Consider the following 23,917-nt stretch of genomic DNA (forward strand, 5'->3'; position numbering starts at 1 on the left):
GAAAACATGATTCGCAAATTATCAGCAATTTCACTCAAACATGCAAGTCTCGCCCTGGTATTGACTGGCAGCTTTGCAGCTGCATCGTGGATGGCTCCTGCTGCTCATGCGGCTTCCGAAGCGATTTATATCTCGAATTCCTCCTATTTTACATTAAACCAAGCGGCGCTTTCGTCCTCTTCGCTTCAGTTTTCCGTTCTTTTACATAACGGGGAAAGCCAATCGATAGATTTTAACCAATATGGGGTACGGGTTACAGATCAAGCAGGACATAGCTACACTGCGAAATTAAGTGAGAAAAAGAGTGCGAGTGTCCTCCCGGGGCAGGATCAAAGCTTCCGATTCTACGCTAACCTGCCGGCAGGTGAAACAGCCGCTCAACTAAAAGTTGATGTGTTCCGCTGGGATTTCGGCAAAGCCGATTTCATGAATCATCTAGGCGAACTTCCTGTTTCCTCGGTTGTGCAGGAGGGACAAGTAAAGGTGCCTGAGCAAATTATTAATTTGCATGCACTCGACGGTACGCTCTCAAATGACGCCTCCATTGCTTTTCAATTGGGCCAAAGCGTTCGTGTAACAGAGAATGGGAAATGGTATATGTATACGCAAGTTTCAGCAAAAAACCTAGGCTCGAGCAGCGTTAAGCTGCCATCAGGTTTGCAAGTTAGACTCGTGGATGCTAATGGATTGAAATATACCTCTACGGTTGCTAGCGGTTCTGATACAACATTCCTACCGAATCAATCGGATACGATGACGCTCAAAACACTCGTTTCCCGACAAATGCCGACCAGTGGCCTCACGCTGGAATATTATTACTTGAATCAAAGTGAGGATGTCTCGCTTGGTACGCTAAGTCTGAACGCTTCGCTTCAAACAGCAGCGCTTGGTACCAAACAAGTCTATGCTGGGCAGCAGGAAGGTGAGCTGGTCACCGTGAAGGCGAATACGTCGACGTATTCGATTCAAGCAGACGGTGTTCATGTGCAGACCGTTGTCACGCTCAGCAATGACGGCGAGGCAATCGCCTCCGTGCCATCCTTCTCTGCTTCTTATCAGTTCGGTGACGCCGGCACGTCCGTGACATCGACCGATAACTCCGCCCGCAGCGGCTACTTGGCTCCTAAGGAGACGGCTTCGTATTACTTCAACGCTACTCTGCCAACGGGGGTTGATCCGAATGCGGCTCAGCTGGTGCTTTGGCAGACGGCTAGCGCAGGTAGTTCGGGTAGCTCGGCATCTGGCTCGACTGCAAGTACATCGAGCGGAGGCACAGGTTCTGGATCTACAGGCGCAGTGGCGGGGTCCGCTGTCAGTTCGACGTCTACAGCTAGCAGCAGTGGAGCTGCAGTGACCGGTCAAATGCCTGTTGCCGTCTTCCTGCTTAAAGGGGCAAGTGAAGCGCAAAGCGGCTTTACTACAGCTGTGAACTATGAGCTTGGCAGCAAGCTGATTTTCAACAACAGCTCTGTTGTTAACAAAAATCTAGACGTCGCCCTAGTTGAGCTGCATGCTCACGAGAATGACGATCTAGGCTACAAAACAGCCGTAGCCAAATACAAGATCACGAACAACGGAACAAGCACCATCGCCCTTCCTGAGCTTCAAAATGAGCTGATCGACAGCAAAGGGAATACCTACACGGGATCTCGCCAAAGTGCAGTTGCGACACAAATTACACCGGGAAGTTCTTATGTCGTGAGCTATTCCTACCTGCTTCCGAATAAAACACAATCGGATGATGAAACATTCGCATTGAACGTTTATGACGATAAGTCTGTATCTGTGGGCAATGTGTCTGTCGGAACCTATCGGGTAGCGCTGCAAAAAGAGACGGAAAGCGATACGCTCGCTTTATATCCTTTCTCACTCAAAGTGAATGACAGCTCGATAAGCTGGCTTTATAGCAGCGGGACTTACTCCTACCAGCTTAATCTGGATTTGGACATTGCTCATGAAGATCAGGTGATAATCGATTCGAACTTCTCCAAAATTGAATTCGATATGGTCGATTCCCTTGGCCGTATTGTTGGCACTCAAACAGCAACGCTGACGGGTACCGGAAAATTAACCAGCGGCAAGCAAAAAGTCGTCGTCACCGGTTTGAAAAATGAGCAGGTTGATTCCGGCGTGGTCGTCAATATGTACGAAGTAATAGAGACACCGAATGGGACGGCTAAGCGCCTTATTAAGCAATTTCATTAGTTATAGGAAAGAAATTAATATAAAAGGGATTAAATCAAAAAGACTGCCAGACATCGGGCTATTCCTAGCCTCGTCGGGCAGTCTTTTTGGTTTGTTTTTTAATAGAGGCAGAAGTGGCTTGGGTTTGCCCTCCAGTTTGGAGACTGAGAACCGGAATATAGAGGATTTCTCCTGGATAAATCGTTGTTAAGCCGTTTAATTGATCATTAAATGTAAGCAGATCGGCGACATTCACCCCGAAGCGGTGCGAAACGGTGTAGAGGGAATCTCCGAACTGAACGATATAAAAACGGCCTTTCACCTGCAAGGCTCCCTTGTTCGTTATGACACGCATGTTGAAGGCACCTCCGCTACTAGCATACGCGGGGAGGGCGGCTGCGGAGACGGCAGATGCCTATTTCACGTCGTATCCTTTGGCGATGGATGGTTCGATCCATCGCTTTTTGAAGTGTTCGCGGCGCATGATCACCACGCGGTCCTTGTAGACGTCCACGACGAGACTTTGGCTGATTGCCTGCGTCTCGGGCACGTTACGGGCGCTCCATACCTCCCGGATGGAGGCACTGGAAGCGGCAAGAAACTTCAGCTGCTTCACTTGTCTGGTCGTTTCCAGGTTCCAGTGGGTGTGGCCACTGAACAGAATGACGTTCGGGTGCGCGTCGAGCAGCGCCCGCAGCTCCTCGTGCTGGACGACGCCCAGCTCCAGATCCGTGCCATCCAGCGTCTGCGGCAGCGGCTGGTGGAGGAACACGAACACGGGCTTGCCGGCATCCGCCGAGCCCGCTGCGGTAAGCCGCTCGCGCAGCCAGCTGAGCTGCTCGGGCGAGAGGAACGCATCCTCACCGTAGGATGCGTTCACGTCCCTGTACGCTTCCCCGCTAAGGAAGAGGAAGCGGTAGCCCTCCACGATAAGCTCGTGATACGGCTTATCGTAGCCCATCATGCGGTCGAATAACGCGACCGCTTGCTTGCTCGACCATGTTGGATTCATCTTCGATGTATCCAACCCACCCTCCGTCGTGCGCCACACGCCGTAGTAATCGTGGTTGCCCATGGTCGCATGCACAGGGGCATGGCGCTGGCGGCCGAGCAGCGCCAGCAAGCTGCGATAGTCGGCCTCACTCCCATTCGTGAGGTCGCCGTTCAAGACGAGCAGCTTGCTGTCTGGGCGCAGTGCGTGATGATCAGCCAGCGCTTGGCTCAGCCTAAGCTGAGCGACTTGGTCATAGGACGTGATGTGAACATCGCTCATCACAGAGAACGAAAACAAAGGTGCAGCCAGTGGCTGCTCGACCTTGTCGCTAGCAAAGGTTGTGCTTCGCAACGGGGTCAAGAATAGAAGAAAACTAAGAATAAGTATTCGCAGCTTTAATGATTTCATTTCATATGCACCTTCCAATTAGACTTATCGTTTGCCCTTATTTAGCTTGCTTATCGATAGATTTTGCTGATGGAGAGTGTGAAAACATTCATGCTCGCCTAGTGAATGATTTTCTTTCTGGTAAGGTTTCTGGTTCCGATTTCTGTTTAGTAGTGAACGAATAGAATCCCAAATCAGGGTACCTGTCTTCCTCTGTCTTTCCCCGACTTTTAGGAGGGGAAGTTGTACTACGTACAACATTTTTGTCCATTTTTTCTCACCAAGCTGTAACTGTTGTAGTTTGTACAACAATATAGCTTTATTTCTCGTTATGGGGCTGTTTTTGGGCTAAATTGTTGTATTTTCTACATCAATCGCCGAGATCTCGCGGATTCGCTCACTCAAAGTTGTACAAAGTACAACTTTGCTAGCCGTGGGAGCAAGTAAGGGTTGCTCAGAACAAGAATCCTTGATTCACACATTTTTGCTTAAACGCATTGCGTAGACGCTTGGCTTGAACGCTTTGCTTGAAATGCTTCGTATTGTCACTTTACATTGACGCGCTGCTTTGCCGCTTTACTTAAACGCTTTGCTTCCGAAAGATTCACAGACACGCACCCTAGTGGTATTCCCAGTTCCAAGGGAATTTATTTATTTTGCAGCCTAGCCCAAATGTCGGTTTAGATGTTGACTTTTAAGTGAGTTGGTTGTATGGTTAATTACATGAGTAACTAACTAATGTGGTGGTGAGAGAAATGGGACTAATGATGGACGATAGCCGCCCGATTTTTGTGCAAATCGCAGAACGTATTGAAGACGACATTATAGAAGCAAGAATGCCGGAAGAATCACAAGTGCCTTCTACGAATCAGTTTGCATCCTTTTATCAAATTAATCCGGCGACAGCAGCGAAAGGTGTTAATTTGTTGGTAGACCAAGGGATTTTGTATAAGAAACGAGGGATTGGCATGTTTGTAGCAGAGGGAGCGCGAACGAAGCTGATGGAGAAGCGGAAAGAACTATTTTATGAGCAATATGTGGTGACGATGGTGAAAGAAGCCGAGAAGCTCGGAATTACCGTAGAGCAATTGACAGAAATGGTGCGTAGAGGGGAGAAAGCGTGATGACCAACATTGTGGAAGTGAAAGGATTAACTAAGTCGTATGGCCAAGTGACGGCAGTGGATCATGTTAGTTTCACGATTGAAGCGAACAAAATCTATGGCTTGCTAGGTAGAAACGGTGCAGGCAAAACAACGATCATGCATATGATCTCGTCCCAGCAGTTCGCTACAAGCGGCGAGTTGAAGGTATTTGGGGAAGACCCTTACGAGAATAGTCGTGTGCTCAATCAAATTTGCTTCATTAAAGAAAGCCAGAAGTACCCAGATAGCTTCCGTGTCGTAGATGTAATTGAGGTTGCGAGATCACTTTTCCCGAACTGGGATCATGCTTATGCGCACGCTTTGATTGAAGATTTTCGTCTGCCTTTGAAAAGAAAAATAAAGAAGCTATCCAGAGGGATGCTTTCTTCCGTCGGTATTGTGGTTGGTCTGGCTAGTCGAGCGCCTTTAACCATCTTTGATGAGCCTTATTTGGGTCTGGATGCTGTGGCAAGAATCCTATTCTATGATCGCCTGCTTGAAGACTATGCCGAGTTTCCGCGGACGGTTATCCTCTCTACGCATCTCATCGACGAAGTTAGCCGCTTACTCGAGCACGTGCTGGTTATCGATAACGGCAAATTGATTATGAATGAAGATGCGGATGCTCTTCGCGGTCGTGCTTGTACGGTTTCCGGTCTAGCGACAGCTGTGGATTCCTTCACGCGGGGCAAAGAGCTGCTTGAACGCACGGCGATTGGTGCAGCTGCATCAGCTACACTTCTAGGAGTTCTAAGTGAGCGGGATCGGAAGGAAGCAGAGGCGTTAGGACTTGAATTCACACCGGTATCTATGCAGCAGCTTATCGTTCATCTGACACGCACACCATCCATCGCGGGAAAGGGGACTGGGGAATAATGAATCAAGTTAACCAGGTAGTAAAACTCCACTTGAGGAACAAAATGGCATCGTGGACTATCCCGTGGATCATTATTGGGGCAAACTTTTTGATCAATTTGCTCATAGCGCTGTCGCTGGACGTAGGTGAATCTATAAATACAGGGGCGATCGCTTCGATTTTCATCTACACCTTTGTAGCAGGAACGATCACGATTAAAGAAACCTTCCCATTTGCCTTGGGACTGAGTATTCGTAGGAAAGATTATTTCTTTGGAACGGCTGTGACAGCTATTATTGTTAATGTTAGTTCAGCCCTAGGACTTGCCATCCTATCTGTGATTGAAGAGGCAACCAATGGCTGGTGGGTGCGATTACACCTTTTTAAACTCCAATTTCTAAACGATCTTTCGCTGATAGGCACGTTGGGTATTTATCTGATTATACTTCTTCATATGTATTTCCTCGGGTTTGCCATATCCAGTTTACACCGTCGGTTCGGCAGCGCTTCGATGTATATCTTTTTTACATGCCTGCTTTTGATTGGTACGGTAGGTTCCTATATCTTCACGCACTTTGGACTTTGGGGCGGTCTCTTGGATTGGATCATTCACAGTTATATGGATATATTCTGGTGGATGGTGCCTTTGGTTGTCGTGTACTTAGTGGCAGCTTATGGATTGCTTCGCCGAGCAACTGTTTAGAACTAAGAATAAGCCTACTGCAGCTGCAGTAGGTTTATTTTGTTAGTTTCCTGATCGAGATCCGCAAGAGGCGGAACCGAGCCACGTATGCGGGTTACCTGCCCAGCACCATCCTAGCTTCGGCTTGCCGGCGCTAATCCATAAAGCGGTCACTCTGCGGTCGCCGCAGCGAGAACCGAGCAGAGAGAAGCCGTTATTTTTCTGTAAAATATCCGGGAAATGAGTAATCAAGGCAATGCCTTCCTCAAGGGTGAGGGGGGTGCGATGTTCATTCGTAATGATTTTGATCGCTTCATTTGGGGTGATATTAAGCGTTTCTTTGCCTGTATCAATATCCACCGCCAGATAGGCGATACCTTTAGGAAATTCAATACCCTCAATAGGTATAAAGCGCTCGATATCAGCTGCATCCATGACATTAAGGCCCATTTTGTCATTCCGCTTCACAAGCTGCATGGCTTTTTCACCATCTATCCAGTCGCGCTTAACAACGATGACAAATGGAACATATCCTGCTCGTGGTTCTTTGTTTAGCTTTTTGAGCTCCTTGATTCTATCTCTGAGCGGCTCGAGATGCTGCTTGAATGCTTCTTTGGTTATACCAGCAACGTCAGGGTAGCCTTTATCCACTAGGTTTTCGACTTGCCGATTGAACTCATCATTTAACAAGCGATTCAGCTCCTTCGTTCTTTGTCAAACAATCTTTCTTTTTTATAAAATCATTTTACAACATTCGTGCGAATGGTAAACTGACTGAAGGATTGGCCTCTATTATAGGGGAGTTCGTTGAAAAAACCTTATAAGTAAGCTTTAATCTTAATGAAAACGCGAAGATCAACCCGAGGTGAACATATGAATTTGCGGCCAATTGATATTGCCAGAAAACTTAAACTAAGTACAAGTGCTTTAAGGAATTATGAAACGAATGGACTTGTTCCTCCTACGCAGCGTTCATCCAGCGGTTATCGGATTTACACCGAAGAACATATTGCTTATTTCGAGTGCATTCAAGCTATGGCACCAGGTTTTGGTATGGATGTAACATCCGAGGTTCTTCGGAAAATTCAATTAAAAGAAGTGGATGCTGCCCTTTGGTTGGTCAACGACAGGCAGGCCGATCTCCATCGCGATAAAACGTTGGCAGAGAGGAACATTCAAATTCTAGAGACTCAGGAACCTGACACCAGCCTCGATTTAAACGCAAAGAAAGAATGGATGACCATCGGAGATGTTTCAGCGGAAACGTCCATCCCAAGCTCAGCTATCCGACACTGGGAAAAGGTGGGGCTCATTACCTCATCACGAGATCCGGAAAATGGCTACCGCCTATTTAGTCGATCTCAAATGCGTAAAATTTTGCTGCTTCGCGCTTTGCGACCAGCCGTTTATTCAGTAGATCTTGTTGATCTCAAGCAAGCCATTGCGGAGATGGATGTTCAAGATGTGGAACATGCCAAAAAGATCGCTCAGGATTCCTTAAACTATTTAGTCAAAATCAACAAAGAGCAGCTTCGCGGCATGTCCTATTTATATCGGCTGTGCCGATTGTTGAATTTGCTCGATTAAAAAAGGCTTTAACTGAGATAAGCGCTTCTTCTGAGCCTATCCGCTAATACTCCATTGCTCTTTACTGGTTTAAGCGCGGAAACCGACTTCTCAGCCTACACATTTCAGCGTCACCGAACTTTGACTTACTACAGGCTCGGAAACCAAACCTATTCCAGTCTGTTTCAGCTATAGCTCAGAAACCAAGTAATCCCCTTTGGCGTATGCTCGCGTACACATCAAGCAAAAACGCCACCCTAGCGGCATGCCCGGATCGGCAAGTGCTACTAGAGTGGCGCAAAAAACATCCTTTAAACCGTGAAAAACTCTTATACCACTTTGGCTAAGTAGGCATCCAGCTGGTCGAACGTTCCGCCAAAGCCTTGTTTCATGGAATCATACATACCCTCAAAGAACTTATGTTCTTCCTCAGTTGCATTGATAGGGCCTCCACGCATGATCAGTTTGGTTTTTCCTTCATTTTCAGTAAAAGATAACTTATTCATTATTTCCAGCGGAAAGGTTTCGCTAAATGGTGCTCGGATAATGTTAGCCTCTGCATCGGAAAAGGAATTCACGTAGACGAGTTTCTCCGGAGAATTAATTTCATGGTAGACAAACTTACCCCACATTTCAAAGCCTTCAGCCGATTTCATAGAATAGTGGAAGCTGCCGCCTGGGCGAAGATCTAAGGTGTGTACACTTAATTCGAAGCCTGTTGGTCCCCACCAGTGAGCTAAATGTTCAGCCTCAGTCCAAGCTTTGAAAACGAGTTCGCGTGGGGCATTGAAGATACGAGTAAGAACCAACTCGCCTCCTTCTAAAGTTACATCGTAGTTTTTCCCTGATTTTTCTTGTGTCATGTCTAATCCTCCAATTCAAATTGTTTTTTCTTTTCCTTCTCTAACATTTGCTGCAAATAATCGTCCAAGCGATCGAATCTCTCTTCCCACATACGGCGAAAAGAGTCTAGCCATCCATCCATCTCTTTGAACGACTGAAACGTCGGTAAGAGCACTGAATGTCTTATTTATAAACACAATATACTCCGTATGGAATATTCCTGTCAAGGAATATTTAATAAATGAAATCGCTGCTTCGTGAAAAAACAAGAAAGACTATCATACCGGCATTCTTTCACATATAAACGTTTGTTAGTATATTCCAAGATTCATTTTGTATGCGATTCAAGCTTTTCTTATTTCTTTACCCATTTTATCTTGCTTATTTTTTGGCACTCTGTCCGCCTTGTTTATCATCTTTTTGCCATCAATGCCGCTTCTTCCGTTTCCTTTTGCAAACTGTGAATGTTTATTTGCACGCCTGCTGCCGTTAACTGAACACCAATATCATCATTGTAAATAGCGTACTATATGTTTCTCTCATGAGGGTGAGTTTATAGTTATTCACTGCCTATCAAAATGAGGAAGTTTAATACGAGACGTATATAAATCATAGAATTGGTCGAATCTAGTAGCTATAACTCTATTATTTTTTATGAGGAGGAAATACTATGTTTCGTAAAATTCTTTATGTTACTTTGACGCTTCCGTTGCTGCTTTGTTTGTGGCAGGTGAAACCCGCCTATTCGTACCCTGAAAGTGAAGATGGGGGGGAATTACCTCCTACGTATAGTATGGCAAGAAATGCAGGTCCTGTGGAAGAAGCCTCTCAAGCTGAACTTGTTCAGCCTAGGACGCAGTATCAAGTGGACCGAGGGGATACGCTGTATAAAATTGCTCGGGATTTTGGCATATCAGTAGATGATCTTATCAACTCTAACGATATTCCGAATCCGAACCAGCTAACGATTGGTCAAAGTCTAACGATTCCGATGGGTGAAGATGAGGTTGGTTTACCTAATGGTCAAAAGAAAATTATCAAAAAAGTGCTGAACACAACCCTTACCGCATATACAGCAGGCTTTGAATCAACAGGTAAAAAGGCTTCCCATCCCATGTACGGCATCACATTTAGTGGTCTTAAAGCCAAAGAAGGACGCACAATAGCCGTGGATCCGGCTGTTATTCCTTTAGGATCTACGGTGTTCATTGACGGCATCGGTATTCGTAAAGCGGAGGATATTGGTTCTGCTATTCGCGGTTCCAGAATTGATGTATTCATGAATGATTTGAGCGAAGCTCAGGAATTCGGCGTGAAGAAGAATGTGAAAGTCTATTTACTAGACAAAGAGAATGTTTAAATCGATAGACAATTTACTAGGGCTAAGGGTCAACTGGATCATCCGGTTGGCCTTTTTTGTGTGAAAGCACACACTTTGTGTATGGATTTCCTCTTTTTTGTAGAAAAGTGTTGAATTTTGAAATAACGTGGATTAATATGGAAAACAGTCAGTTCTAAATAACTAGTACGAATGAGTAAAAATACCTAATAACCAAGCTATAATGAACAAAGGCAAATCCATCGAAAGGTGGAGACGCAAAGCCACGGGTCTAAGCCATGAGTCACAACTCATGGGATGATAGCCGGGTTGCTCTATTGAGCTTGGTTTTTTGTGTTATCTAACATGGAGATTGAGAAGGAGCGAGTGCGTATGAGGTTTATAGGAAAGAAATTATGGGTGCTTATCTTGATGATTGCCATCGGTGCAGGGTCTTTTGGTTTACTGCCAAAAAGCGCATTTGCAGAGTTATTCACCTCAACAGACAAGCCAATGGAGTACACGTTGCCTGTGTCTGCTGCGAAGATCACAGGCAATCAGATGGTTTACCTAGGGCAAGATAATCCAGGTTGGTGGCAGGTGTTCAGCCGCAACTTGGAGTCAGGAGAGTTGAATCAACTCACTGACACTAAGACGTATAAGCAATATTTATCGGCAGGAGGAGGATATGCCGTCTATTTGGAGGCTCAAAAGCATGTCGTGCTTATAAATCTTCTAACCGGTGAAGTAACCGAGACTGAAATTCCTCCGTATCCTTATGATCAGATTGGCACTGATGGGAAATATATTGTTTTCTATAAGCCAATTGAAGGGATGCTCGGGGTTTATAACCTGGAAACTAAAGTAACCAAAGAGATCGGAAAAGGCAAAAGCGCTTTAATCGATGATGGTATTGTCGTTTATATTAGCAATACAGGCAGCATAGAACGCTACGACGCAAAGGATGGATTATCCAGAACATTGTACAAGCCAACAGATGGTTACGTCAGGGGTGGTAACGAATTTGCGTTTGACGGCAAGAACGTTATCTGGACTCATTCGCTCTATCCCAAGCCAGGTTTTCAAACACGTATGCTAAACGTTGAAGAAATCGACACCCTTCCACAAGTGCTAAGCACCTTCAATGAATTTGGAATTCCCCCCCAAACTTCCATTGGGACTGGCATAGCAGCATGGCCCGTGTTCGAAAATGGAGCTTACCATATTATCGCTGCAGATATTGCTTCAAGACAAACGGGCATTGTTGGAGACAAAGAGTTCCTCATTGGCATCTACAACGACCAGCTTGTGCTGAGAATGAAGGACGAAACCATCAAATTTCGTCAGCTCCAAAAGACAGGTGAAGGTCAGATAGCAGACACGCTCGTTTCGGCTGTTCCTTATTTCGATAGTGTCCCTGCTGGTGTCAGAGAAAGTATCGGAAAATTAGGTTATATTAAAAAACTGTCCACGCAGGACAATAGCGTAACCGTTTACTCACCAAAAGTCCCAGACTCTGATTTTTATGAGGCTGTCACTATTAGCTTCAGTGATGATAAAGATTTAGCGCTTACCAAAGCACTTAAGCCTAGCCAAAAAATGGTCAGCTACCCATGGACAGTATCTTTTGATTCACGTAATGACGTCCTGAAACTCTCGATGACCTACATGAAGCAAAGAGTTCCAGCAGGAGAGCAGAACAAACTTGGTATTTATCGACTTGATTCCGGTGTATGGACATATATGGGCGCTTTGTTCGAGGAGAATAACACACGGTTATATACAGACATTATGGAATCAGGCGTGTATGCTGTGCTATACTTCGATGTCCCGAATGAGTTTGTTCGTGATTATTGGATGCAGAAGCGAATCGAACAATTGAATACGGATAAACCGATTCGAGTTTTCTTGGACGGAGAAGAAGTAACCTTCCATCAGTCCCCTATGCTGAAGGACGGATCAACGACGGTTGAATTTAGACCTATTTTCGAAAAGCTAGGATTGGAAATTGAATGGAATGATTCGAAACAGAGCGTTAAAGGAACGAGTCAGGGTAAGTCACTCTCTCTCATACTGGGACAGGAAGAAGCAGACGTTAATGGCATTACTACCTCATTGCCAACCGCTCCTTTTCTAAACCAAGGCTATACGTTCGTTCCGCTGCGCTTTGTTGGCGAAGCAACAGGACGCAAGGTACTGTGGGACGCTAATCTGAAAGCCGTCTATATCTACGATCCCGCAACCGAAGGAAAGCTATATGATGACAACGGCGCACTTATGTACGAGGGTCAACTCAAGAACGGTCAAATGAACGGTAAAGGAAAACTATACCGCGATAATGGATCGCTATGGTACGACGCCGTGTTCCTCAATAATGATGTCGTTGGACCAGGTGTCATCTATTTTTCAGGTAACCAATACGGTCGTGACCGAACGGGTGAAATTGCGATTGCGGAAAAGTTCGAGAGTGGACGCCAGACAGGATACGTTATCAACATTGATGACAGCAGCTTCATAGCTTTTGAAGGTGAAACTAAATTAGGGATTTTTAATGGAAAAGGAAAGTTATACCTCGCAGATAAGCTTGTCTACGATGGCGAGTATAAAGACAATCTATATGACGGATATGGCAAATATTTTATCAATGAAGAGCTTCAGTACGAAGGCAATTGGGTTAAGAATATCCCTAATGGACACGGGAAAACTTATGAAAAATCGGAAGATAAGGTTTATCTCTACGAAGAGGGACAATATGTTGACGGAATGCTTAACGGGAAGGGAACTCAATATTATTCATCGGGTGCCAAATATTACGAAGGGAATTTCGTAAAAGGAGGCACGAGCAACGGCACATACTACTATGAAGATGGTAAATTATGGATTGAACTTACACTTAAAGAAAATGGAACCTATTTCGCGACAATCTATTACGAAAATGGCGAACGTTATGTTGGCGAATATTCCAAAACTTACATGACCCGTCATGGCCAAGGAACTACGTACGATAAGGATGGTAACGTAATCTTCCAGGGTAAGTATAAGATTGACGTACCCCAGCCTTAAAATCTGCCAAAGCAGTAAAAGGCAATCTCTGAAAAGGGATGACGCAAAGCTAAAATTCTAGGAGGTTCAGGATGGAAGGGTTAGTCTATAAGGCGCAAGTTAAAAGAAAGATTGCTTCAGTTCTTATATTATTCTTATTATTCTTCACTGTGAGTAATGTATTTTACCGTTCTACTAGCCATGCATCAACAACAGCTATCAGTAATGTACTGAATAAAAGTATTATTGACTGGAAGCTGGATGAGGCAGCCGGTTACATTTATGCGATTACAAGCGATACGAATGAGCTGCTGTTTATCCGTACAAATGATTTGCAGATCGTAAAACAACTTGCCATTGGATCCAGCCCGTCTGGAATTGCCATGGATAATGGGAAGTTGTACATCCCCCTATCGGGGGCGACGCAAATTAAGGTTGTCGACATCGCCTCACAAGCCGTGTCATCGACGATTAATACAGCGGGCGGCCGATCTCCATTTCGTTTAGCTGTTGATGGGAATAAACTTTACTATGTTGTCAAGGACAACTCTAGTTTTATTTATGATATTAATTTAACTTCCAATCAAGAGACACAAGTTGACGTATACCCAAATGATTACTATATGGCTGATCTCGTTGTGGATACAACAACTCACACGTTGTATGTGGGCGAAAGTGGCTTGTCTGGTACCGATCTAGCTGCTTATAGTACCCAGACAGACACTTTAGTACCTAATAATCAATCTACCTATTATGAAGGCTATGGCTTCTCCTATCCGAACCGTAAGGTTATCCTAGATGGTGACGATGTGTTTTTTGCAGGGCATAAATTAGATAAGAACAATTTAAAAATCATACATGGGGACTACAAAGATGGCTACTATGAGAATAAACTTCATCATGTAAAAGGCAGTTATGTATTTTCGGATAGCGCTGTGTATGATCGAGATAACTTTACGAAAATTACGAACCTGCCCTACACAACAGAAAGAATACTAATGGATAGTACGGATGCGGTTTATTTATTCAATACGTCAACAAAGACGGTTGATAAGGTATCACTTAATCTGACACCTACAAACACGATTACGCAAGCAACCTATTCGGATAATAAATTAAGCTTTACAGTACCGTTAACTGATATGGTATTCAGTCAAGAAACCGGCCTCGTATATGCCGTATCCCAAGACACGAATAAACTTCTATATATTAATCCTGCTACGCTTTCTATTGAGCATGAAATGTTCATAGGCTCGAAGCCGACAGATATTGATATTTTTAATGGGAAGCTTTATGTGGCTTTGTTCGGTAGTACTAAAATTGCTGTGACTGACGCTCAATTCAGCGGCACCATTACAACATTTATCGTTAATGAGCCTCCATTCCAAATCGCAATTAGCTCGGATACCATCTATTATTTACCGGAATATGGAGGAAGTGGCCATCGTAATTTGTATACGTATGATGTTGCTTCTGGGGTATCTAAAAAAGTTGTTTTCAGTGATCAAATCAACACATCGTTCTATCGAGGTGACCTCATCTATAGTCCTGAATTAAACAAACTATATATTGGAGAATCGCAGTCATCTCCTTCTTATTTATCGCTGGTTGGCCCAGATCCCGCTAATGTTGGGAAATACAAAACATATGATAAATCAAACGGTTATTCACCTTCATCCAGACCTTTGGTGAAAGATGAAGCAGAAATCTTTTTTGCAGGGAAGAGGCTGGATGCGAGTAATTTGATGTCAATAAATGCCTCATACGGAGAGCAGGTCATTTTTGCCCGAAATCAATATGTCTTCTCGAAGAAAGCCGTCTATGATCGAACCAATGGCAACAAACTATTCGACCTTCCTTTTACAATAGATCACGTGACTATGGCGGATGATGGCAGTGTAGTCCTCTATAGTCTAGCTAAAAATGGTATCTATCGTTATACAAGTGTTGAGGAGATTAAGATACCTAGGGAAGTTCCCAAAAGCTCAAGCTTTACCGATACGAACTACACATCCGGGCAAATACAGGGCAGCTTGAAATGGGCAGCACCGGATGATCAATCCTATATTACAAGCTATACAGCTTACTATTTGGATGCTCAAGGTAATAAGCTGGGTATGATAGGCGAACTAGCAAAAGGCGGTGCTAATGCCATCTCTCTGGCCAGCACAGCCATACCCACTAATGCCAAGCAAATGGGTGTTTTCTCTAAAAATGCTTATGCGGAAAGCGTCAAATATACGGCATCACCTATTTATGACTCACCAAATTTCTTGGCTGGAAAGTTATCGTTCACTGAGAGCAATACTTCCTCTGGATTATATAATGGCTCTCTACAGTGGTCGCCAGGCGATGAAACAGGAATTACAGGCTACGCTGTGTATTTTCTAGATGCAAATTTACAGGCCGTTGGTAATGCGATTACTAAGGTAAATGCTGGAACAGTTACGTATGGAGTTTACAATATCCAAACTGTACCCAGCAATGCTGTAAATATTGGAGTTGTAGCTCTCAATCATTTGCAGCAGGAACTGAACATGATCAGTTTAATTAATGTTTGGGATAATATCTCTGCTGTGCCTGTAACAGTAGCCAATTCTGTTTACCTGCCAGTTCCTGGTGCAATATCCTTTATATGCACGGAAACGGTAACTGGCAAAGTGGGAGGAACTCTTTCGTGGAAAGCTGCTGATAATCAGTCGCAACTGACAGGATATAAAGTGTTTTTCTTAGACGCTAATAATGACAAAGTGGGAAATTTAGCTTTAGTTAAAAAAACAACAGGAAGTTCGTACCGAATTACGATTCCTAATGGAACTGTATTACCTTCTGGTGCTGTCAAAATCGCAATAGCAGCTTTGAATGCATTCGGGGAAAGCAGTAACCTATCCATTTTGGAGAACATTGAGTCTACAGGGACTCCGGATGAGGGAACCGACCCAGTTCAAGTTCCAGATCCAAATCCAAATCCAAACCCAAACCCAGAGCCAAGCCCAAATCCAGGTTCAGGATCGGTACCAGTCTCAGATTCAACTGCACCCAAAGTGGAGATAAGTACTAATGATAAGGGGCAAATTGTAGTCAAGCTTACATTTACAAATGAACAATTGGCTGAACTCATTGCTAAGCAATTGCTGAGTCAAGTGGATTCTTTAATTAAATCGGTTGTTATAAAGATTCAAGGACAAGGGGACTTTGCTCAAACGGAGTTAAGTGCATCTGCGATCACACAAGCAGATTCTGAGAATGCTGAAACTATGATTCACGTTCAATCCTCAATAGGAGAAGTAAAGTTTAATGCGGATTCAATCAAACAAGCTGTTGAACAGCAAGGACTAGCTGTAGATACTACAAAAATTACAGTAACTTTCAGCAAGATTGATGCTGAGTTAGAAAAGTCTTTTGGCATCCTGCTTCAACAATCCTCAGCAGAGCAAGTATTGAAACCAATTGACTTTACAATACAAGCTGCGTCTGGGGATAAACAAATCGAAATAACCTCAGTAAATTCTTATATTCAGCATTCTCTATTGGTTCCTGGGATGACGAACATTACTGCTAGCAAGAATTTGGTTGGTGTGGTCTTTGATCCCATTACGAATTCTTACTACCCAGTTCCAACGTTTTTCACGGTTAGTGAAGATGGAACACTGCAAGCAAATATGATGCGTAAGGGTAATTCTATTTATTCCTTAGTGAAGAATGTAAAAACCTTTGAAGATGTACCTTCGTCTCATTTTGCCAAGGAGGCAATTGAAACCCTGGCATCTAAATTCATTATTTCTGGTTATGATAACGGTTCTTTCGGATATGACAGACCAGTTACACGTGCTGAATTTGCTGCCTTACTTATAAGAGGGCTGGGCATTCAGCCTAAGAGTGGATTGCCTGCAAAATTTAATGATGTACAGACAAACGCATGGTATGCTGCACCTGTGTATGCTGCTGTTGAGGTTGGTTTAGTAAGTGGATATGAGGATGGTACCTTTAAACCAGACCAACCGATTACCCGTCAGGAAATGATGAAAATGGTTCACAGCATGCTGCAAGCAGGTGGATACACAAAACAATTAACGGAAACAGAAAAGAATGCGGCTATTAACAAATTTGGAGATCAATTGAGCATTCAACCATGGGCAAGAGAGGCTGTTGCCGTTGGTATACAGGAAGGCATTGTTAATGGTGTTACCGATTCGACCTTCTCCCCTGCAACGCTAGCGGACCGAGGACAAAGTGCTAAGATACTGTACCAAGCTTTAAAGGTTTTAAATTTTATTAATTAAATGTAGCAGGTGAATGTGGCGACCGTACCCTAGATGGGAACGGTCGTTCCTTATTTGTAGGACGGGATATCAGCACGATGGTAGGTATTAATGGAGAAGGGCGTAACGCCAAGAACATTGTCCTACTTAAACTTTTTTGTGTAAAATCACACACATTGTGTACTGAGCACCTCTTTTTTGTAGAAATATGTTGAATTTCATTATTTTATGGAATACCATGGAAATAGTTAGTTCTTTACGACTAGCAATAATGAGCGAAACACACCTAATATCAAGCAATAATGAACAAAGGCAAATCCATCGAAAGGTGGAGACGCAAAGCCACGGGTCTAAGCCATGAGTCACACTTCATGGGACGATAGCCGGGTTACTCTTTAGAGGCTTGTTTTTTTATTGCCAAAAAAGAAAGGAGGGTCCCAAAATGGCAACCTATCTTATGCTGATTAAAGTGTTCGACGATGCCGAAAAGGTCATTTACAAATTTGGTCCAACAGAAGAAAGTTTGGGTGAAATTGAATTTAATCTAGTTCATGAAGAATTTCGGCAGCTAGAGAGAGTTCCAGGTACTACCAAAGACCATATGTTCATGAAGGCTGCTTCAGCTATTGCAAGATGTTATGCAGAGGGAGACGGTTTTCCGGACAAAACTTTTTTTGCTTCATAAAGAATTGTCTTAATTCTAACATCGCTTCCGGTTCGACTAGAGATTGTTTTTGATATTATGGATCTTGATGATTGTGAACCGCGGGATATTAAAAGCACGGTTATCGTTTCTTATAACCAACTAAATAAGATTCAGAGTATTCCTGTTCCGGAAGGGCTGTAAAAGAAGAGGTGGAACAAAAATGATATTTATAAGAGATGCGAATATCAAAGCCATTTCTATAGGCTTATTCATCTATATAGTCTGCCTTTTCGCATTTCCCCTTCTATTGGCCTTATTATTTGTAGGGATTAATGACATGAATGATTTTGAAACGCAAACATTTAAGGAAATTGATCTCATTACGGAAGAGGCGGTATGGTACTTATCTGCACTTACTGCAGGTTACGCTGCTTCATTAATGTTTTGTGATGGTTCTTTGTTAGATGATGTGCAAAAAAGCTAAGCTTGGCCACTCGGCTAGACTTAGCTTTTATTGCGTTGTCCGACCATAATCGCTTGGATGCCTTTATTATTCCCCCCATAACGCTTCACAAATGCCGGCTCAATCCACCTCTTCTCCGAATGCTCACGCCCCTGAATCACGATACGGTCCATATAAACGTCCACAACGATGCTCTGGCTAGCCGCGCTGCCTTCAGGCTCATTATTTGCATTCCATATTTCCTGTACTGAGGCGCTGGATACGGCTAGGAACTCCAACTGTTTTATCTGCTTAGTCGTCTCCAAATTCCAGTGGGTATGTCCACTGAAGAACACAATATTCGGATATGCATTCACAATCGCCCTGAGCTCTTGATGCTGTACAACTCCGAGCTCTTGATCCGAGCCGTCCACGGTATGAACGAGTGGTTGATGCAAGAAAACGAAAATAGGCTTGTCCGGCGCTGCAGCCGCAGCTGCCTTCAATTTTTCCTGAAACCAAGTAAGTTGTTCAGTGGATAGATAGGCATCCTCTTTCACGTTAGGATCCACATCGCGATAAAATTCACCACCAAGAAATAGAAAGTGATAGTCCTCCATGACGAGCTCATGGTAGGGCTTTTCATAGTTAAACATCTGATGGAACAGGTCAATTGCTTTTTGGCTTGTCCATTTCGGATTCAGCTTGCTGGTATCCTGATCGCCATTCTCCGTTTGCCACATCCCATAATACTCATGATTACCCATCGTTGCATGAACGGGAGGTAAGGTGTGTTCGCTCATAATGCTGACTAGACTCCGATTATCTGCTTCGTTGCCATTGCTGAGGTCACCATTGAGCACCATAAGTCTGCTGTCAGGTCGGATGAGATGATGATCGGCTAAAGCCGCACGGAAGCGCTTTTGTGAATCTTCGTCTTCTGCACCCACATGTACGTCACTCAGCACGGAAAAAGAAAAGAGTGGTTCATTACTTGCTGTGGATGTTTTTTTAGGAATAGTACGAAAAAGTTTTACCATAGGCAGTGGCTCTTTACTAAGAATATCCGCCATAAATGATTTCGAAACAGGCGCTATCGCCGTTGCTTCCCAAGCAAAGGTAGGGAGTAGTAGAAGGAATAAAGCGGATAACAGGATGCGTATAGTTAACGTTTGTAATTGTTGTTTCATATAAGTAAAACCTTCCTTTTCCCAGGATAAAAGCGCGGGTTACCAAGTTTGTTAAGTATTTAACCAATATGTCTGTCGTATAAACACTGTTTTTGACTGACACAGGTCTTAGATGCGCCCCGACTAAGGTCTAGGAACAAATACCGTCGTTAGTCCGTTTTGGAAAGCTTCGTTTTTACCTAAAATAAAGACATGAACAAGAGCACAGCACAACAACACAGCAAACAACGAAAGGCGGTGACGAAACGATGAAAAGAAATACGGGCTTAGCCGCTCTGCTAATCGCATTCGGTGCACTGATTCTGTTAAATAAGCTAGGCATTCACATGGGACCTTTTATTGGCTCGGTGATGGGATACTTGATTCCAATAGGAATGGTTGGCCTTGGTTATGTAGGTATTCAGAACGGCAGCAAATTCGGTTGGATCATTGCAGGGCTTGGCGCTATCATCCTGATTAGTAAATTAGCTGGTTGGATCATCATTTTACTGGCGATTGGGTTGATAGGTTACGGAGTTTCGATGTTGACAAGAAGAACTGTGTAATGGAATGAAACGAATACAGAGAGTGAAAAAGGTGGTATGAGAGATGAGCCTATTTAGGCGAATGAGAGACATTACCGTAGCAACACTGAATGAACATCTGGAGCGATCGGAAGACCCGGTCCGCTTGATTGACCAGTACTTAGCAGCGCAGCGTGAGCAGCTTCAACAGTCCGAGAGACTGTATCAGCAATGCGTCAGCCATGCAGCGTCCCTCCGGCAGCAATATCTGACGGCGCTGGAAACCAAAGAGAAGCGCGAGCATCAAGCGCTGCTTGCTCTGAAGGCCGGCGAAGAACATATGGCAAGGATCGTGCTTCAAGAGAAGCTGCAAGCCGAAGAGAAAAGCGAGCAGTATCATGAATTGTACGAGCAAGCGAAGCAGTCCATCCTTGATCTGGATGAAGAGCTGCAGCAGCTCAAAGCCGATTACAAAGAAGTGGCAGACAAACGCAGCTACTACTTAGCGCGAATGGAGTCCGCTCGGTTGCAGCAAAGACTACACGCTCGCAGCAGTGTGGCGCAGGATGCGACACCACGGATGTTCGGTCGCTTGGAAGAGCGCGTATCCGATATGGAGCTTCATGCCAGAACGCTCCGCGATGTAAGACGAATGGGGCGTGAAAGCTACTACAGCGGGGGCAACCCGGCAGTAGATGCTGAAATGGAAGCTCTGAGAAACAGACTGCAGCAGGAGGGAGCCAAATAATCATGAGCAAACTATACCGCTCACGAAGAGATAAGAAAGTTACTGGCCTATGCGGCGGACTCGCCGAGGCCATGAATGTAGATGCAACGCTATTACGTTTGTTAGTGGTTATCACCACAATCTTCACCGGTGGGACGGTCATTTTCATCTACTTTGTAGCTGCACTTGTCATTCCGAAGGAACCTGGGTACGATCAGCCTCCATTTGATCCCTATGCCAGCTCATATGGCCGTCAAGGCTATAATGGCGGGGCTTGGAACGCTCACAAGCCGCACCCAACCCATGCGCCACAACATACGGGCTTCAATGCTCCGTACGACGCAGGGAAAACCAACAATATCGATGAGATGATGAAAGACATCGAAAAGAAAGCTCTGCAAAGAGAAGTAGAAGAATTGAGAGCCAAAGTCGCTCGCTTCGAACAACAACCAATTGATATTAAAAAAGGAGACGTGTAAACCATGGGAGTATTTACAAGAATGAAAGATATGACAAAAGCATCAATTCACGAGGTATTGGATAAAATTGAGGATCCGATCGTTATGTTGAATCAATATTTACGGGATATGGAGCAAGAAATCGCACAAGCTGAAGTTACCGTTGCTAGACAAATCGCCAATGAGCGCAAGCTGAAGCAGCGTTTGGAAGAGTCTGTTCGTCTCGTGGCTGACCGTGAAGCTAAGGCTTCCGCAGCAATCAAAAATGGCCAAGAGGCTATCGCTCGCCAAGCTGTTGAAGAAAAATTGTATCACGAAGATAAAATTGTTGAGTTCACAGATCTATATGCCGCTTCCAAAGCACATGCTGACGAGCTAACACAGCAGCTGCACGAAATGAAAGACGAGTTCTACAAACTACGTAACAAACGCAACGAGCTTGTGTCCCGCGCTCAACTGGCTAAAGCCAAAAAACAAATGGCACAAGTTTCCTACAATGGCGTCATCGAGAGCGGCAACGCATCCCGCGGCTTCCAACGTATGGAAGAGAAAATTATCCAACTGGAAGTTGAAGCGGAAATCGCCCGCAAGCCTTACGTACCAGCTGGTTCAGTAGGCAGCTACACACCCGTTGATGTTGCAAAACAAGCGAAAGTTGATGAGCAGTTGAATCTGCTGAAAGAGAAATTAAACGTTAAAGAAGCCGAGTAACGACTGTGTTTTATTGAGATGCCCCTCCTTGTGAGGGGTTTTTTTATGTTTACGTTGGGCTTAGAGGGTTAGAGGGGGAGGAGTTTGTCTGTCCTTTCCAAGGTTTATTTGGGGGAAAGTTGTACAACGTACAACAATTTCGTTGTTTTTATCTCACCAAACTATAGATGTTGTATGAAGTACAACAAATTGGCCTTGTTTCATCCAATAGAGCTACTTTGGCTGAAATTATTGTATGTTTTACAACAATCGCCGGGATCACGCGAATTTGGCTGCCTAATGTTGCACAAAATACAACACTATTTGGAGCAAGTTTTTTTGTTGATAATCTTTTGTGGTTTTCAAAATCATAAGATTTTCAACTTTTTTGAAGAGATTTATCCACTCTTATTTCGGCCAATTGCAGATAGAATAAGCACATAAGCACGAAATGTTAAACGAAATACGAGGTGAGGTCATGAGTGAAGCTCTAGTCCGGATGGAAGGAATTGAGAAGCATTTTCCTGGTGTGCACGCCCTCCATCAATGTCGTCTGGAGTTGGCAGCCGGTGAAGTGCATGCGCTTGTTGGCGAGAACGGCGCCGGAAAATCCACATTAATGAAAATCGCCACGGGTGTCTACCAGAAAGATGAAGGCAGAATCATCCTAAAAGGCAAGGAAGTGAACATTCCCAATACGAGAGCAGCTCAGCAGCTTGGCATCTCGATGATTCATCAAGAGCTAAACTTAATGCCGGACTTGACGATAGCCCAAAATATATTTATTGGGCGCGAGCCGAGGAAGGGAATCAAGCTGTTCGTCGATGATAGGAAGCTGAACGATCAGGCACAGCAACTGCTGAGCGAAATGAATCTCCAGCTCGATCCGCGGACGAAGGTGTCGGAGCTAACAGTGGCCAAACAGCAAATGGTGGAAATTGCTAAGGCTTTGTCGTTTCAATCCGAAGTGCTCATCATGGATGAGCCAACGGCGGCACTCACTAACGCGGAAATCGAAGAGCTGTTTCGGATCATTGAACAGCTGCGTGGGCGTGGGGTGGGCATCGTCTATATTTCCCACCGGATGGAAGAGTTGAAGCGAATTACCGATCGCATCACTGTCATGCGTGACGGTCGTTATATCGATACGGTACAGACGAAAGATACGACCATCGATCAGATCATTGCAATGATGGTTGGTCGCGAACTCTATGTCAGTACGCAGCAGATTACCGTCGAGGCTTCAGAGACAAGAGTGCTCGAGGTTACGAATCTGAACCGTGGTTCTTCCGTGAAGGATGTCTCCTTTCATTTGGCAAAAGGTGAGATTCTTGGCTTCGCAGGTCTTATGGGAGCCGGTCGTACCGAAGTGGCAAGGGCCATTTTCGGCGCAGATGCAATTGACTCGGGCGACATACGCATCCACGGGCATAAGGTCCAGATCAAAGCCCCTCATGATGCCGTGAAGCATGGAATCGGTTATTTATCCGAGGATCGTAAACGTTATGGGCTCATGGTGGATATGGACGTGAAGACGAATATCGCCGTTGCCTCTTATCGCAAAGCGAGACGTCTGTTCGGGTGGATGCATGACGGCAAAATTGAACAGTCAGCCTCTCACTATGTGGAAGCGCTTCAAATTAAGACGCCGAGCATTCATCAGCAAGTTAAATTTCTTTCAGGCGGCAATCAACAGAAGGTCGTTATCGGTAAATGGCTGCTGCGGGACTGCGACATTCTCATCTTCGATGAGCCCACGAGAGGTATCGATGTTGGCGCGAAGACGGAGATTTATAAGCTGCTGGATGAGCTAGCGGCACAAGGGAAATCAATCATTATGATTTCATCCGAGCTGCCCGAAATATTGCGCATGAGCCATCGCATCATGGTCATGTGCGAAGGGCGAATTACCGGCGAGCTGCGTCAGCAGGACGCCACCCAGGAAGCGATTATGAAATATGCCACGATGCGAATCAGTTAGCG

The 23,917-nt window shown here is 44.5% G+C and carries 20 protein-coding genes and 2 riboswitches; of the genes, 15 read left to right on the forward strand and 5 right to left on the reverse strand.

Annotation, left to right across the window (positions count from 1 at the left end):
- The first annotated feature begins 6 nt into the window (after positions 1-6).
- On the forward strand, positions 7-2,205 hold the full coding sequence (locus tag QFZ78_RS25565; protein WP_307551727.1) for a hypothetical protein: 2,199 nt from the start codon (positions 7-9) through the stop codon (positions 2,203-2,205).
- Positions 2,206-2,269: 64 nt separating this feature from the next.
- Here QFZ78_RS25565 and QFZ78_RS25570 read toward each other — a convergent pair whose 3' ends face one another.
- Together QFZ78_RS25570 and QFZ78_RS25575 are read right to left on the reverse strand one after the other, a co-directional pair.
- Entirely contained in the window at positions 2,270-2,539 is a 270-nt protein-coding gene (locus QFZ78_RS25570) for a LysM peptidoglycan-binding domain-containing protein (RefSeq protein WP_307551728.1), read from the reverse strand.
- Between the two features lie 60 nt (positions 2,540-2,599).
- Positions 2,600-3,586, reverse strand: a complete 987-nt coding sequence (locus QFZ78_RS25575) for a metallophosphoesterase family protein (RefSeq protein WP_307551729.1) — start codon at positions 3,584-3,586, stop codon at positions 2,600-2,602.
- A gap of 734 nt (positions 3,587-4,320) precedes the next feature.
- Here QFZ78_RS25575 and QFZ78_RS25580 point away from each other — a divergent pair.
- From QFZ78_RS25580 to QFZ78_RS25590, 3 genes are read left to right on the forward strand one after another with little or no spacing between them, the layout of a single operon-like run.
- The gene (locus QFZ78_RS25580) at positions 4,321-4,689 is read left to right on the forward strand and encodes a GntR family transcriptional regulator (protein ID WP_307435581.1); all 369 of its coding nucleotides are present in this window, start codon (positions 4,321-4,323) and stop codon (positions 4,687-4,689) included.
- A complete protein-coding gene (locus tag QFZ78_RS25585) occupies positions 4,689-5,585 on the forward strand; it encodes an ABC transporter ATP-binding protein (protein ID WP_307551731.1) in 897 nt (298 codons plus the stop codon). The genes QFZ78_RS25580 and QFZ78_RS25585 overlap by 1 nt, the downstream gene beginning before the upstream one ends.
- A complete protein-coding gene (locus QFZ78_RS25590; protein ID WP_307551732.1) occupies positions 5,585-6,268 on the forward strand; it encodes a hypothetical protein in 684 nt (227 codons plus the stop codon). Before QFZ78_RS25585 ends, QFZ78_RS25590 begins: the two co-directional genes overlap by 1 nt.
- Before the next feature lie 42 nt (positions 6,269-6,310).
- Here QFZ78_RS25590 and QFZ78_RS25595 read toward each other — a convergent pair whose 3' ends face one another.
- Positions 6,311-6,937 (reverse strand): DUF5701 family protein, encoded by a 627-nt coding sequence (locus QFZ78_RS25595; protein WP_307551734.1) that lies wholly within the window; start codon positions 6,935-6,937, stop codon positions 6,311-6,313.
- Positions 6,938-7,120: 183 nt separating this feature from the next.
- Here QFZ78_RS25595 and QFZ78_RS25600 point away from each other — a divergent pair, with 183 nt between their 5' ends.
- On the forward strand, positions 7,121-7,834 hold the full coding sequence (locus tag QFZ78_RS25600; RefSeq protein WP_307551736.1) for a MerR family DNA-binding transcriptional regulator: 714 nt from the start codon (positions 7,121-7,123) through the stop codon (positions 7,832-7,834).
- A 308-nt stretch (positions 7,835-8,142) separates the two neighbouring features.
- Here the strand turns inward: QFZ78_RS25600 and QFZ78_RS25605 are convergent, their stop codons facing one another.
- Entirely contained in the window at positions 8,143-8,676 is a 534-nt protein-coding gene (locus QFZ78_RS25605; RefSeq protein ID WP_307551738.1) for an SRPBCC family protein, read from the reverse strand.
- A 650-nt stretch (positions 8,677-9,326) separates the two neighbouring features.
- Between QFZ78_RS25605 and QFZ78_RS25610 the strand changes: the two genes are divergently transcribed.
- The 5 genes from QFZ78_RS25610 to QFZ78_RS25630 all read left to right on the forward strand — a co-directional run bounded on the left by QFZ78_RS25610 (position 9,327) and on the right by QFZ78_RS25630 (position 18,408).
- Positions 9,327-10,016 (forward strand): 3D domain-containing protein, encoded by a 690-nt coding sequence (locus QFZ78_RS25610; RefSeq protein WP_307551740.1) that lies wholly within the window; start codon positions 9,327-9,329, stop codon positions 10,014-10,016.
- A gap of 201 nt (positions 10,017-10,217) precedes the next feature.
- Positions 10,218-10,312, forward strand: a riboswitch (cyclic di-GMP riboswitch).
- A gap of 55 nt (positions 10,313-10,367) precedes the next feature.
- The gene (locus QFZ78_RS25615; protein ID WP_307551742.1) at positions 10,368-13,037 is read left to right on the forward strand and encodes a stalk domain-containing protein; all 2,670 of its coding nucleotides are present in this window, start codon (positions 10,368-10,370) and stop codon (positions 13,035-13,037) included.
- Between the two features lie 71 nt (positions 13,038-13,108).
- Complete coding sequence (locus QFZ78_RS25620) at positions 13,109-17,299, forward strand: S-layer homology domain-containing protein (RefSeq protein ID WP_307551743.1); 4,191 nt, start codon at positions 13,109-13,111, stop codon at positions 17,297-17,299.
- A gap of 280 nt (positions 17,300-17,579) precedes the next feature.
- A riboswitch (cyclic di-GMP riboswitch) is annotated at positions 17,580-17,674 on the forward strand.
- Between the two features lie 46 nt (positions 17,675-17,720).
- Positions 17,721-17,963: a hypothetical protein gene (locus QFZ78_RS25625; RefSeq protein ID WP_060646862.1), complete on the forward strand. Its 243-nt coding sequence runs from the start codon at positions 17,721-17,723 to the stop codon at positions 17,961-17,963.
- 181 nt (positions 17,964-18,144) lie between these two features.
- Complete coding sequence (locus QFZ78_RS25630) at positions 18,145-18,408, forward strand: hypothetical protein (RefSeq protein ID WP_307551748.1); 264 nt, start codon at positions 18,145-18,147, stop codon at positions 18,406-18,408.
- Positions 18,409-18,428: 20 nt separating this feature from the next.
- Here QFZ78_RS25630 and QFZ78_RS25635 read toward each other — a convergent pair whose 3' ends face one another.
- Entirely contained in the window at positions 18,429-19,556 is a 1,128-nt protein-coding gene (locus QFZ78_RS25635; RefSeq protein WP_307551750.1) for a metallophosphoesterase family protein, read from the reverse strand.
- Positions 19,557-19,804: 248 nt separating this feature from the next.
- On the opposite strand from QFZ78_RS25635, the gene QFZ78_RS25640 reads away from it, so the two are divergent.
- From QFZ78_RS25640 to QFZ78_RS25660, 5 genes are all read left to right on the forward strand, one after another.
- The gene (locus QFZ78_RS25640; protein ID WP_307551752.1) at positions 19,805-20,101 is read left to right on the forward strand and encodes a LiaF transmembrane domain-containing protein; all 297 of its coding nucleotides are present in this window, start codon (positions 19,805-19,807) and stop codon (positions 20,099-20,101) included.
- 43 nt (positions 20,102-20,144) lie between these two features.
- Positions 20,145-20,807 (forward strand): PspA/IM30 family protein, encoded by a 663-nt coding sequence (locus tag QFZ78_RS25645; RefSeq protein ID WP_307551754.1) that lies wholly within the window; start codon positions 20,145-20,147, stop codon positions 20,805-20,807.
- Between the two features lie 2 nt (positions 20,808-20,809).
- On the forward strand, positions 20,810-21,265 hold the full coding sequence (locus QFZ78_RS25650; RefSeq protein ID WP_307551755.1) for a PspC domain-containing protein: 456 nt from the start codon (positions 20,810-20,812) through the stop codon (positions 21,263-21,265).
- Positions 21,266-21,268: 3 nt separating this feature from the next.
- Positions 21,269-21,955 carry a PspA/IM30 family protein gene (locus QFZ78_RS25655; RefSeq protein ID WP_307551757.1) on the forward strand — a complete coding sequence of 229 codons (687 nt, stop codon included), beginning with the start codon at positions 21,269-21,271 and terminating at the stop codon, positions 21,953-21,955.
- A 457-nt stretch (positions 21,956-22,412) separates the two neighbouring features.
- On the forward strand, positions 22,413-23,915 hold the full coding sequence (locus tag QFZ78_RS25660) for a sugar ABC transporter ATP-binding protein (RefSeq protein WP_307551759.1): 1,503 nt from the start codon (positions 22,413-22,415) through the stop codon (positions 23,913-23,915).
- Positions 23,916-23,917: the final 2 nt, after the last annotated feature.

The sequence above is a fragment of the Paenibacillus sp. V4I5 genome (genome assembly GCF_030817255.1).
Classification (GTDB): Bacteria; Bacillota; Bacilli; order Paenibacillales; family NBRC-103111; genus Paenibacillus_E.